Source organism: Streptomyces sp. NBC_00876 (genome assembly GCF_045207435.1).
Lineage (GTDB): Bacteria > Actinomycetota > Actinomycetes > Streptomycetales > Streptomycetaceae > Streptomyces.
This window is the reverse complement of the sequence record NZ_CP108800.1, coordinates 213,652-225,900: the sequence shown is the minus strand read 5'-3', so window position 1 is coordinate 225,900 and position 12,249 is coordinate 213,652. Positions and strand designations below refer to the sequence as shown.

Below are 12,249 nucleotides of genomic sequence, written 5' to 3'. Positions count from 1 at the left end.
TGTTTGGCCGATTTGGTAGAGGTTGGTTTGATTGGTAGCTCTTCGTCCCGGATGGCACGGTCTTCCGGTGAAGGTCGGGCAATGAAGGCTATCGCCCGTTAGTTCGATCATGTTAGCGGAGCGGTACGGGCGGGATTCGTTGGTGTCGGGCGGTGCGAAAGGGCAGCCGATCAAGAACCACTCGTTGGCCCGGCGTCGCGGGGCGGGTCGTGGAAGCGCTCGATGCCCGGCGAGCTGATCCGTCCCCGGTCGGATCTCCAGCCCCGCCCTTCGCCGCTCGCGATCCTCGTGGACCGGAGGTGCGCCGGGTCAGTTCCGTCCGCTCTCGGCCCACGGGCGGAGCTTCTCCGGGTTGCGGACGGCCCAGATGCGATGGACACGGCTGCCGGTGAGGCTGAACGCCGCCACGGTCACGGTGACGCCGGAGTGCTGGGCCACCAGGCCGGGCAGTCCGTTGACCGTCCGTTCCAGGAGCGCCAGACCCGGGGCCTTGTCAGCGATATGGATCAGGTACTGGGCGATGCGCTCGCTGCCCTCCACCGGGCGCAGAACGGCGCCGACCATGCCGCCGCCGTCGGCGATCATCGTGGCGTCGGGGTCGAGGAGGCCGACGAGGGCCCCGATGTCCTTGGCCTCCCAGGCCTCCTTGAAATGCCGCACCAGTCCGGCCTGCCCGACCGTCGGAACCGCCGGAGCCTGCGCGGCGCGAATGCGGTGACGGGCCGAGGAGGCCAGCTGCCGGCAGGCTGCGGGCGTGCGGCCGACGATCTCGGCGACTTCGGCGAAGGGGTACCGGAAGACGTCGTGCAGGATGAACGCCACGCGCTCGGCCGGCGTCATCGATTCCAGTACGACGAGGAACGCCATGTTCACCGACTCGTCCAGGGTGACGCGGTCGGCGGGGTCGGCCCGCTCGGGCCCGCCGCCCATCCGTCCGCCGATCCACTCGGAACGGTCGGGCAACGGCTCGGGTATCCACTGGCCGACGTAGCGCTCGCGCCGGACCCGCGCCGAGCCGAGCACGTCCAGGCAGATGCGGCTGGTCACCGTCGTCAGCCAGCCGCCGGGGGAGGCGATGGCCTTCTGCTGCTGAGGTGACATCGCGTACCAGCGGGCGTAGGCCTCCTGCACGGCGTCCTCGGCCTCGGCCAGCGAACCGAGCAGCCGGTAGGCGAGATTGATCAGCCTGCGGCGCTCGCCGACGACCGCGCTCAGGCCGGGGTCGGGCCGGTCATGAACTGGTTCGGATGGGGTGCTCATGGTCGCGACCGGTCCCTCGTTCTTCTTGTCCGCTTCCGCTGCCGGCACTTCGGCAGAGGCCTGCGGGAAAGAAGTTCGGCGCTTCGCCTCACATTCCGCGGACCCACGTCGTCGAAGTACCGAGACACTACCGATCAACCGCCGCGAGGCAGAAGTGGGGACCGCGTCATGGCAGCACGGACGACGGCAGAAGAGCGCAGCGGCACATTCCTGCAGGTGGCGATTGCCCTCCAGACCTTGGCCATCTTCTTCCAGGCGACCACCGCCGGACTGCTCCTGTCCTCGTCCCACGGCGAGGTCCTGCACAGCGTGGGCGCGCGCGTGATGTACGGCGCCTCGATGCTGTACGTGCTCGCCGCGATCCTGGCGTGGCGGCCGGGCGGTGGGACGCCCCGCCCCATCGTTTACGCGTCCGGCTTCCTCGTACTCGCCTCGGTTCAGGTGGTGCTGGGCATCAAGCACGAGGCCTCGCTCCATGTCCCCCTGGGGGTCCTGATGTTCGGCCTGAGCGTCCTGGCGCTCGGCCAGGCGCTGTCCACCCGCTTGCTGAAGCGGTCCGCTGCCCGGTCGTAACCACAGGCGACGCGATGTCGCCACCGCCCTCGCCGGTGTTCATGACCTGAAGCCGCGCTGCCCCGTCCCTCGGTGACGATCGGACGCCGGGCCGTGCAGCCTCCTGGCCGATGCGCCTGCTACGGCCCGGCGCATCGGCGAGAGCCCGCTCCCGGACGGAGACGCGATAACTGAGGGACTACCGTGGGCGGTTCGCCGCACCGCCCAGTCACCACACCCGCGAGCAACACTCGCCAGGAGACCCGTCATGGCCATGTGTCACCGGCGCCGAACCGTCACACGGCCGGCCCGCCCCGCCTCGTCCTGCGCCACCGGCGCCACACGTGTCGTCCTCCGGGTGGCCGGGGCATGAAGACCGGAACGGCAATTGCCTGCGCCGCTGCGGCGGTGGCGGCCGCGGCGGCCGCCACCGCCGGCATCTATGCCACCCGGGCCGCGGAAGCCGACGGGACGCCCACTCGGCAGGAGCGGGAATGTACCTGGATCCTGAACCTCATCGAGAGCGGGGAACGCGAGTACGCCGATCACCTGGCGGCTGAACCGATCCCTTCCGAATGCGTCCCTGAAGCCCGGGAGCGTGGCCTGCTCGGCATGGAACAGCGCTGAGGCCGCCCCCGCCCCGCAGCGGGGGCCGGGGGCCGGTCGGCAGCGCAGGCCGACGATGCCCCGGCCGCGGCGCTCTGCCTGCGTGACGACCTCTCCCCAGCCGTTGAGGAGGTCGGCGAACGCGGGGAAGTCGGCGATCCATCCGCTGGAATCCGCTGCGTGCCGGTTGAACGGCTCGCGCAGGAGCTCCAGTCGGGGCGCTGCCTGCCGCCACCGTCCGGCGATCAGCGGTACGTCATCGGGCGGGCACCACGGCAACAGATCCGCGTCCCAGGTGCGCGGACGGTCCGGGAGCCCCGAACCGGTCCCGGTGGTGTCCTCCAGGGCGTGCCAGAAGAGCGCGTCGTTGAATCTGCGATGCCCTCCGGTGCCAGCCGGGAGACCTGATCACCCACGACCCTGCCGGGCCGGCCTGAGCGCTGTCCCGTGCGGCCGGGGTTCGATGTCCACGCCGGACGCTCGGCCGCGCCGGTCGGTTCGTTCAGGATCCGGCGCGGTTCCCGTCGCCGAGGGCCCAGGCCTCGATATCGCGGTAGTGGATCGGTCCACGGCTGCGGCCCGCGTTGCTGCCCACCAGGTGCAGGCGTTCGGCAGGCCATGGGCCGCCTCTGAATCCGTCGAGCCCTGCGGCGATCTCTGCTGCTGAGGTCTGATCGCCCCGACGGGCACGTGCCAGTGTCAGGTGGGGGCGCAGGGGCCGCTCCTCGAACGTGATGCCGCAGTTCCTCACCGCGGTGCGCACGTCGGCAGCCAGCTGGTGCAACTCGTCGAGGTCCCCGTCGATTCCGCTCCACAGCACCCGTTCGTCGAAGCTTCCGCCGCCGCGCAGGGCCAGACGAGGCGGTCGGTGCGCCGCTGCGAGACCGGCGAGCGGTGCGCGCAGGAGCGGAACGGTTCCGGCCGGCAGCTCTCCGAGGAACGCCAGGGTGATGTGCCAGTCCTCGATGCGGTTCCACCGCATCCGAGGGTGTGTGCCGTACGCGGGGCGCAGCTCCCGGGCGAGTTCCTCCTTCGCGTGGTCGGGTGGGGCGAGGGCGATGAACACGCGAATGGTGGCGGGCTGAATCTGTTCGTTCACACCGGTCTTCGTACCGCATGCGGGAGGTGGAGGCGATGACCGGGGTGGCGCGGCAGACTCGCATCGGCCCTGCGGACCCGCGGCACGCCCCCGGTTCAGTCGTCGATGCCGGAGCGCTCCATACCCGCCACGATGTGACGCTGCAGGAGCAGGAAGACCAGCAACAGCGGCAGGATCGACACCGCCGCCGCCACGAACAGTTCATGGACGTTGACCACTTGGGCGGTGGTGAAGGTGGACAGCGCGATCTGGACCGTCCACGCCGACTTGTCCTGGCCGATGACCAGCGGCCACAGGAAGGCGTTCCAGGCGCCGATGAAGACGATCGTCGACACCGCCGCGAAGACCGGCAGCGAGTTGGGCACGACGATCCGCCAGAAGGTGCGCCAATAGCCCAGTCCGTCGACCTTCGCGGCATCCTCCAGCTCCCGCGGGAAGCCCAGGAAGTACTGGCGGAAGATGAAGCAGGCGAACGCCGAGAAGACCGTCGGGATGATGAGCCCGCGCAGCGTGGAGACCCACCCGAGGGAGGAGACCAGCACGAAGCTCGGTACGAAGGTGACGGCCGCGGGCACCATCAGCGTGCCGAGGATCGCGTAGAAGACCTGGTTCGCGTACCGGTACGGGATGCGCGCCAGGCCGTAGCCGGCGAGGGATGCCAGCACCACCGTGCCCAGAGTCGTGGATACCGCGATCAGTGCCGAGTTGAGAAGGGAGCGGGCCATCGGGACCGCCGGGTCGTTGAACAGCTCGGTGATGTTGGACCACTGGAGACGCGCCGGGAAGAAGGTCCAGTCCGGGGAGGTGATGTCCTGCTCGGTCGCCAGACCGTTGCGTATCAGCAGGTAGAAGGGGATCAGGAAGAGCAGCGCGAGCGCCACGAGCAGTACGAGGCGCAGCGCGCGTCCGAGTGCGAGCAGGGCCTGCTCCCTGTCGTTCCTCATCTCAGTCCTCCTTTCCGGCGAGCCCGAACCACCGGGCCTGGACCACGGTGCCGACCGCGATGATCAGTGCGAGGATCACGGCCCCCGCGCTGCCCTCGCCCAGGTTCTGCCCCTGCCCGAGCGCGGTGTAGTAGAGGTAGACCAACGGGGGCCGGGCGTAAGGGGGATAGCCGCGCGAGTCGCTGAGCAGGTTGTAGAACTCGTCGAACGCCTGGAACGCGTTGATGACCAGCAGCAGCACCACGGCCACCGAGGTGGCACGCAGCTGCGGGAAGGTGATGTACCGCAGGACCTGCCATCCCGGGCGTGCGCCGTCCACGGCTGCCGCCTCGTACAGCTGCGGCGGGATGCGCTGCAGTCCGGCGAGGAAGAGGATCATGTAGAACCCGGCCTGGAGCCACAGCCGCACGGTCACGATCACCAGCCAGTACCAGGGCGGGTGGGTGGTGGACAGCCACGCCGTCTGGTCGGTGCCGAACCATCCCAGCACCGTGTTCGCCAGACCGAAGCGCACCCCGTTGAAGATCGACAGCTTCCAGATGAGCGCGGCCACCACATAGGAGCAGGCCGCCGGCAGGAAGAACACCGAACGGAAGAACGCCTGCGCGTGGCGCAGCCGGTTCACCATCAGGGCAAGGGCGAGCGCAAGGACGTACGTGGCGGGCACGATGAACAGCGCGAACAGCCCGAACGTGCCGAGGCTGTCCGTGAACGCCCCGTCGCCCAGCATCGACGCGTAGTTGTCCAGGCCCACGAACCGCGTCGGCGAGACGGTGTTGTGCGCGTCGAAGAAGCTCAGGTACACGCTCCACAGCAGAGGCACGTACGTGAACAGCGCGAGCCCGGCCGCGAAGGGGCCGACGAACACCCAGAACCACAGGGTGCGATGCCTCACCGCTTCTTCCGTACGCGCTGGAGCTCGGAGCCGGCCTTGCGCACGACCTCCTTCACCTCCGTGTCGGGGTTCGCACCGTCCTTGATGATGCGGCTCAGCGCGTCCTGGTACGCGGTCTGGCTGGCCGGCGTCCACAGCAGCGGCTGCGCGTAGCCGTGCTCGGTGGCGTAGGAGACGGCATCCGCCGCCGCGCCCTCCCGCAGCTTGGCAGCCTTCCTGGCCAGCGAGATCCGCGCCGGGATGTGGAAGCCGTAGGAGAGGGCGAAGTCCTCCTGGTACTCGGTCCGGTCGACCCACAGCCACTTGATGTACGCCTTGGCCTCGGCGAGGTGCCTGCTGCGGGAGCTGACGACCGCGCTGTACGCGCCGACGGGCACGGTGGGCCTGCCCGCTGCGCCGTCCTTGGGGAAGGGCAGCACCCCGAAGTCGTCGCCGAGAGCCTTCTTGATGGCGGGCAGTGCCCACAGCCCGGACCACTGCATCGCGGTGAGCCCCTGAATGAAGGCGGACGGGTCGGACCAGTCGGTCGGTGCCCCCAGCAGCAGTGACTTGTCGGCGTGGAGCCGGTGGAACTTGGCGAGTGTGCGGGCGGCGGCCGGGTCGTCGAAGCCGACCTCGCCGCTCTCGGTGACCAGGCGCAGCCCCGCCGCGTACAGCGGCGTCCCACCCAGCACCCCGGCGCCGCCGTCGTTGCCGAGGAACAGCCCCTTGACTTCCTTGGTGGTCAACTCAGCTGCCGCGTCGATGAGTTCGTCGAGCGTTGTGGGCGGCTGGACATGCGCGTCCCTGAGCAGGCTCTTGCGGTAGTAGAGCATCTGCATGTCGATGACCTGGGGGATGCCCCAGAGCTTCTCGTCGTACGTGCGCACCACGGCCGGGTTGAAGTCGTCGCGCACCGAGGCCACAAGTTCGGTGACGTCGGCCACCTGGCCGCCCTGGATCTGGTCGAGGGTCGGGCTGCCCTCGAAGATGTCGGGCCCCGAGGAGGTCAGGAGCGCCGCGGCGGTCTGCTCGTCGTAGGACCCGGGCCGCCACTGCACCTCCACCCGGGCCGGCCCGTAGGCGCCCGCGTACCGTCGTACGGCCTGCTCGGTGCCCGCCTCCCCGTACTGGTGGTACCACTGGTGCAGGGTGACCTTGCCCGCGCCGCCGCCCCCGTCGTCCTCCCGCCCCGTGTTCGATCCGCACGCGGCGGCCAGCGCCCCCGTCAGTGCGAGGCTTCCCCCGGTGCCGATCAGTTGCCTGCGGCTGAGCGTCACGGTGCATCCCTCCCTCGTCGCAATGGGCCGGCCGAGAAGGCCCATGTCGGCTCAACGACCAACCATGCAGATGGATTACGACAGAGTTGTTGCGTGCACATGGCAGCATCCCGGGTGTGCGTCGGCGCCGCAACCGTCGAACACCGCGCCGGACGGCGGAAATTCCCTACCGTTGCGGGCGGGGATGGCGCAGACTCGTCCCGTGTCCGACATGGGGTTGTTCCGGGAGGCGGTCACCGCGTGGGCGGCGGGTGGCCCTGGCGACCCCGCGCGCGAACTTGCCGCGCGGCTCTCCGTCCGGGCAGCCGTCCTGCTGGAGGGGCCGAGCGATGCCGCGGCGGTCGGCGCGCTGGCCGCGAGCCGCGGCCGGAACCTGGCGGTCGAGGGCGTCTGCGTCCTGCCGATGGGCGGTGCGATGAGCGTGGGGCGCTTCGCTCTCCTCCTCGGGCCGTCCGGCCTGGGAATCCGCCTCACGGGACTGTGCGACGAGGCGGAGCGTCCGTACTACAGCCGCGCCCTGGAACGAGCCGACGCGCCACAGCAAGGGTTCTTCGTCTGCGCGGCGGATCTGGAGGACGAGCTCATCCGCGCACTCGGCGTGATCCGGGTGCAGGAGCTCATCGAGGCGGAGGGGGATCTGCGTCCCCTGCAGACGTTCCTGCGCCAGCCCGCGCAGCAGGGCCGTACCGAGCAGCAGCAGTTGCGGCGCTTCCTCGGCACGAAGAAGGGGCGCAAGATCCACTACGGTCGTGTGCTCGTCGAAGCCCTCGACCCCGATCGTGTACCTGCACCCCTCGGCGACCTGTTCGCCGGCCTCTGACCGCTGGACGGCTTCAGCCCGGCGGCGGGGTTCGAGCGGACCATCCGCAGGTATCCGGTCTGTAGACACCATCCACGGGCACCCGGGTAACCGATGAGTCGATTCGGAAGGGATCATTCCGGATAGCCTGGAGCCGGGGGACGGCCGGTGGTGAGGAGTGCGCAGTGCGGATGAACGAGCGGGCGCCCATCGACACGGACTCGGCCGACCCCGATGCCGGGTGGCTCGCGACCGTGATGCACGTGGCGTTCTTCGTACTCCTGTGCTCGTCGCTCACGCGGTATCTGCTCGTCCACCCCACCACCGCGACCACTCCCTGGGTGATCGGCCTCGCCGTCGCCCTGTCCCTGCTGTACGTACTCGGTCCGGTTCTGGGCCCGAGGGATGTTCCCGCACCCGGCGAACCCGGGGCCGCCACCAGGGCCGCCGCGCTCTGGCTGACGGCCGTGATCGGGGTCTGGCTCACCCTGGTCGTCCTCGCGCCGAGCTTCGCGATGTGCGCGGTCCCGCTCTTCTACACCGCGATGCGGTCCCTGCGCACCAGGTCGGCGATCGTCCTTGTCGCACTGATCACCACCCTTGTCGTGGTCGCCCAGGTGAAACTGCGGCTGCGCTTCGGCTTCGACCCCAACCTGGTGCTCGGACCGCCGGCCGTCGCCGCACTCGCGACGGCCGTGTTCCTCCACGCACAGCGACAGGCGGCCAGGCTCCGGGCCGTCATCGCCGATCTGATCCGCACCCGCCGGGAGCTGGCCGCCACCGAGCGCCGTGAGGGCACCCTCGCCGAACGCCAGCGGCTGTCGATGGAGATCCACGACACGCTGGCCCAGGGGCTGTCCAGCCAGCAGATGCTGCTCCAGGCCGCCGAACGGCTCTGGGACAGCGACCCCGCGACCGCACGCCGCCATACCCGTACCGCCGCCTCCATCGCCGAACACAACCTGGCCGAGGCCAGACGCTTCGTGCACGACCTCGCCCCCGCCGACCTCGCCGGCAGCGGCGGCCTCGACGGCGCGCTGCGCACTCTCGCCGACCGGGAATCGTCGGACACCCTCCGCATCCGCTTCCACCGGGACGGCGCCCGCGCCACCGGTCTCCCCGACCGGGTGCAGTCGGCGCTGCTGCGCATCGCGCAGGGCGCCCTCGCCAACATCCGCGAGCACGCGGGCGCCCGGTCCGCCGCGCTGACGTTGACGTACCTCGACGACCAGGTGGTGCTGGACATCGCCGACGACGGCCGCGGCTTCGACCATGTCGAGAGGCCCGGCGGCGTACGCGGCCACGGTCTGCCCGCGATGAGGGTCCGCGTCGAACAGCTCGGCGGCACTCTGACCGTCGAGTCCGCTCCGGGCGAGGGCACCGTGCTCTCCGCCGCGATCCCGCTGGTCCAGCAGCCCTGAGTCAGCCGAGTGCAAGGATCGCCACAGGCGCCCCATGCGCATTCTCCCCTGATGCCCAGCCCTCACAACGCGTAGGAACGCAGCCACAGTTCGAGCGTCAGGACCAGCCACAGTTTGCCGCCCTGACGAGGCAGGAGCGTGCCCTCGCCCTTCATCCAGGTGCGGACCGTGTCCGCGCGGAACAGACCCCGGCCGGCCGACTGCCGGCTCAGCAGAAGATCGTTCCCCAGTTCACGGAGCGGCCCCGACAGCCACTGCTGCACCGGTACCCGCATCCCGCTCTTGGGGCGGTCGACGACCGTGGCCGGGAGAAGGTCGCGCACCGCCTCCTTCAGGATCCACTTCTCCGCGGATCCACGGAGCTTGTACGCGGGCGGCGTCGCGAAGGCGTGGTCGACGACCCGGCGGTCGAACAGGGGCGCCCGCCCCTCGATGCCCTGTGACGCGGTCAGGCGCTCCACCTTGGTCAGGATGTGGTGTGCCCCCTTGGTCCGCAGATTGCAGTGCAGAAGCTGGTTGAGGAGATGGCCCATGCGGTGCGGACCGCCGGCGCCGGCGCTCAGGTACGGCTCGACGAACCGCTGGGGGAGCGGGGCGTCCCTGAGCGCGTCCAGAGTCTGTGCGGTGAGCAGCGCCGGGAGATCCGTCCAGCACTTGCGGTACGAACGCAGATACGCCGTCGCCCGGTCCTCGTCCCACGGCGCTCCCGCCTCCCGGTGCATCTCCTGCACCAGCATCGGAAGGTTCTTCGGCCCGCCGAAGACGGGGTCGCCTCCCTCGCCGTTGAGGACGCACGAGGCGCCGTCCGCGGCAACGGCCTCCGCGAGCAGCAGATTCGGGACTGTCAGCGGGTCGCCCACCGGACTGTCCAGGAGCGCTGCCGCCTCCGCGAGCCGCGAGGCGACCGTCTCGCCCGACACGCTCAGGACCCGGTGGCGGGTCCGGCAGTGGGCCGCCACCAGGCCCGAGTAGCCGAGCTCGTTGGGGAGTTCGTCGCCGAAGCTGATCGAGTACGTGTGCACCGGACGGTTGTGGAGCCTCGCCGCCAGCGCGGTGACGAGGGAACTGTCGATGCCGCCCGAGAGCAGGACGGCGGCAGGCTCCGCCACCGGGAGCCGGTCGGCCGTCGCCCGTTCCAGGAGCGTGCGGAGCTCTGTGACGTACTCCGCCGGATCCTCCGGCACCGGCTGCGCGATGTTCTCGCGGGGCTCCCAGTACACGGATTCGGTGACCGTCCCGTCCGCGGACAGTCGCACCACGCGGCCGGGCAGGACCTCCCGCACACCGGTCAGGAGCGTCTCCTCGCCCGGCAGATAGGCGAAGGTGAGGAACGAACGGACCGCGGACACATTCATCGACGTGCCGAGTGCCGGCCAGCGCCGCAGCGCCCTCAGCGAGGTCGAGGCCGCCCAGGCCCGTCCGGCACGGGCATGGAAGAGTGTGCGCGCGCCCACCTGGTCACGGATCAGGACCAGGTCCCCGCGGTCCAGCACGGCCAGGACGAACATGCCCTCGGCCAGCGCCGGCCCCGCCTCGCCGAGCCGCGCCCAGCAGCGCAGCAGCAGTTCACCGTCGGAGCACCGGGCGGGTACCGGTTCGCCCTCGGCGTGCAGCGCGGCCACGAGGTCCGGGCGGTTGTGCAGGGTGACCTCACCCACCGCCGTCAGCCCGTACGCCGCGAAGGGTCCCTCCGCGCGGCCGGGTTCGCCCGGGATCAGTCCCAGACCGGCCCCGGCGACGCCGTCCATGACGGTCCGGTCGCCGCCGGACCCGCCCATCGCCTCGACGTGGGCCCTGGCCTGCCCGGTGGTCGGGGCGATGCAGACACAGAAGCGTGCCACGGACGGCTCCATTCCTTGTCCGGTCGCACTGTTCGTGCCGGCCGCACTCATTGCTCTGTTCGTGCCGTTGCTCTCGAATCCGGTGGCGTCCGGGAAGCCCGGACGCCAGGCGGCTCAGCCGAAGTCGTCGTCGCTCCACGTGTCCTCGCCGTGGTCCCAGCCCGCGTCCCAGTCGTCCGGCCCGCCCTCACCGCCTCCGCCCTCACCGCCTCCGCCCGAGCCCGAATCCCCGGAGGACGACGACTGGCTCCGGTCCTGCCGGCGCAGTTCCTCCTCCTCCTCGGGGCTCATGCTCAGAGGCGGCAGCTGAGTGGCCGTGATGGCGAGGCCGGCCACCCCCAGGCCGGTGAGCATGACGCCCATCCTGCCCCCGAACGATGTCCGGTTGACCGTCACACTCTCGCCGCGGCCCCAGAGCGTGCGGCCGTACCCGATGTCCCGGGCATACGTCACCGTGCCGTCGGCGAGGGTGCGCTTGATGATGCGGTTGCCGAGGAGTTCGTCGGTCCCCGAGGCGTTCCGGTTGTCGTGCCAGCGGGCGAGGCCGCCGGAGGAACCCTCGCGCCTGCGCCACTCCTCCAGGCCGTCCTCGTACCGCCGGTGGACGCTGCCGTCGGCGAGCAGTTCGTCGGAGTAGCCGATCTCGCGAGGTCGGATCATCGTGGGCGTTCCTCGGGTCTGTGGGCGGTCGTGGCCGCAGGAGGCAGGGCTCGGCTCGGGCGGGTCATCCGGTGTTCACGTGCGGGTGAGGCGGTGGATCATGAGGCGGGCCAGGTGAGGAACCCCGTGGTCCGCAGCTCACGCAGCCCGGTCCACATCGAGGTCCTGGGCGGTCGTGGTCCCCGCGTGAGATGCAGCACCGTACGCACCAGGCGCGGTGGCGGGACGGCCGCCACCTGCGCGAACCGTCCCCGCTCGAGCCAGGTGATCTCCTGCGGCCGCAGCGCCGGGGGCCAGGCGCGCGGCTGGGGAGCCGGTGCCGGGCGGCGGCCGGTGGGAAGGCGCAGGGCCGCCGCGTGCCGGGGCACGAGTCCGATCGACGCCACCCGGACACCGGGGACGGGTCCGAGCGCGGCCCGGATCCGCTCCGGGAGCCCGATGCCCTCGGGGCTCGCGTCGTGCAGCACATGGACCGTGGCACCCTCCGCCCGCTCCAGCGCCGCGAGCAGTCGCGGGTCGAGAGGGAGGGCGTCGGCAGCAGTGAGAACGGGGCAGGCCGCCTCCAGATGGACATGGTTGGCGAGCAGCATGCGGGCGATCGCCCGGTCCTGGCAGAGGAGAAGACGGGGCAGCCCGTACGCGTAGAGATCGGGTTCGGGCCCATCGGGCAGCGGAACCGGCCGAGGCGGCGGCGCGGCGGGTCCCGGCAGCAGTCCTTCCACGGACTGCCTGCCGCGCGCCTCCAGCGCGCCCATGAACGTGGAGAGCCGCAGGGCAGGGGCCGGGGTTCGCGGGATACGGGTGAGCAGTGTGGCGGCCGGATTCAGGACGCGGCAGGTCTCGTAGTAGAGCTGGCGTTCCGTGAACCTGATGCCGCTGGGACCCGCGGCGCGGGCAGCGGCCCGGGACATCG

The 12,249-nt window shown here is 70.7% G+C and carries 13 protein-coding genes; 5 read left to right on the top strand and 8 right to left on the bottom strand.

The window, feature by feature from the left end:
* Window positions 1–309: 309 nt before the first annotated feature.
* Window positions 310–1,260, bottom strand: coding sequence for an RNA polymerase sigma factor SigJ (gene sigJ, locus OG782_RS01020; RefSeq protein ID WP_406447363.1), 951 nt, complete (start codon window positions 1,258–1,260; stop codon window positions 310–312).
* Window positions 1,261–1,428: 168 nt separating this feature from the next.
* Between sigJ and OG782_RS01015 the strand changes: the two genes are divergently transcribed.
* The 3 genes from OG782_RS01015 (at window position 1,429) to OG782_RS01005 (ending at window position 2,855) form a co-directional block, all read left to right on the top strand.
* Window positions 1,429–1,833: a hypothetical protein gene (locus tag OG782_RS01015; protein ID WP_406447362.1), complete on the top strand. Its 405-nt coding sequence runs from the start codon at window positions 1,429–1,431 to the stop codon at window positions 1,831–1,833.
* Between the two features lie 348 nt (window positions 1,834–2,181).
* Complete coding sequence (locus tag OG782_RS01010; protein WP_406447361.1) at window positions 2,182–2,439, top strand: hypothetical protein; 258 nt, start codon at window positions 2,182–2,184, stop codon at window positions 2,437–2,439.
* A 350-nt stretch (window positions 2,440–2,789) separates the two neighbouring features.
* Window positions 2,790–2,855, top strand: coding sequence for a helix-turn-helix domain-containing protein (locus OG782_RS01005; protein WP_406458771.1), 66 nt, complete (start codon window positions 2,790–2,792; stop codon window positions 2,853–2,855).
* 65 nt (window positions 2,856–2,920) lie between these two features.
* Here OG782_RS01005 and thpR read toward each other — a convergent pair whose 3' ends face one another.
* The 4 genes from thpR to OG782_RS00985 form a co-directional block, all read right to left on the bottom strand.
* A complete protein-coding gene (thpR, locus tag OG782_RS01000) occupies window positions 2,921–3,517 on the bottom strand; it encodes an RNA 2',3'-cyclic phosphodiesterase (protein WP_406447359.1) in 597 nt (198 codons plus the stop codon).
* 95 nt (window positions 3,518–3,612) lie between these two features.
* Window positions 3,613–4,461: a carbohydrate ABC transporter permease gene (locus OG782_RS00995; RefSeq protein WP_406447357.1), complete on the bottom strand. Its 849-nt coding sequence runs from the start codon at window positions 4,459–4,461 to the stop codon at window positions 3,613–3,615.
* Between the two features lies 1 nt (window position 4,462).
* Window positions 4,463–5,356, bottom strand: a complete 894-nt coding sequence (locus OG782_RS00990; RefSeq protein WP_406447355.1) for a carbohydrate ABC transporter permease — start codon at window positions 5,354–5,356, stop codon at window positions 4,463–4,465.
* Entirely contained in the window at window positions 5,353–6,615 is a 1,263-nt protein-coding gene (locus OG782_RS00985; RefSeq protein WP_406447353.1) for an extracellular solute-binding protein, read from the bottom strand. Before OG782_RS00985 ends, OG782_RS00990 begins: the two co-directional genes overlap by 4 nt.
* A 202-nt stretch (window positions 6,616–6,817) precedes the next feature.
* Between OG782_RS00985 and OG782_RS00980 the strand changes: the two genes are divergently transcribed.
* Together OG782_RS00980 and OG782_RS00975 are read left to right on the top strand one after the other, a co-directional pair.
* On the top strand, window positions 6,818–7,435 hold the full coding sequence (locus OG782_RS00980) for a TOPRIM nucleotidyl transferase/hydrolase domain-containing protein (protein WP_406447351.1): 618 nt from the start codon (window positions 6,818–6,820) through the stop codon (window positions 7,433–7,435).
* 170 nt (window positions 7,436–7,605) lie between these two features.
* Entirely contained in the window at window positions 7,606–8,835 is a 1,230-nt protein-coding gene (locus OG782_RS00975) for a sensor histidine kinase (RefSeq protein ID WP_406447350.1), read from the top strand.
* A gap of 62 nt (window positions 8,836–8,897) precedes the next feature.
* Here the strand turns inward: OG782_RS00975 and OG782_RS00970 are convergent, their stop codons facing one another.
* From OG782_RS00970 to OG782_RS00960, 3 genes are all read right to left on the bottom strand, one after another.
* Window positions 8,898–10,676, bottom strand: a complete 1,779-nt coding sequence (locus OG782_RS00970) for an asparagine synthetase B family protein (protein ID WP_406447349.1) — start codon at window positions 10,674–10,676, stop codon at window positions 8,898–8,900.
* Between the two features lie 114 nt (window positions 10,677–10,790).
* Window positions 10,791–11,336, bottom strand: a complete 546-nt coding sequence (locus OG782_RS00965) for a hypothetical protein (RefSeq protein ID WP_406447348.1) — start codon at window positions 11,334–11,336, stop codon at window positions 10,791–10,793.
* A 98-nt stretch (window positions 11,337–11,434) separates the two neighbouring features.
* Window positions 11,435–12,247: a hypothetical protein gene (locus tag OG782_RS00960; protein WP_406447346.1), complete on the bottom strand. Its 813-nt coding sequence runs from the start codon at window positions 12,245–12,247 to the stop codon at window positions 11,435–11,437.
* Window positions 12,248–12,249: the final 2 nt, after the last annotated feature.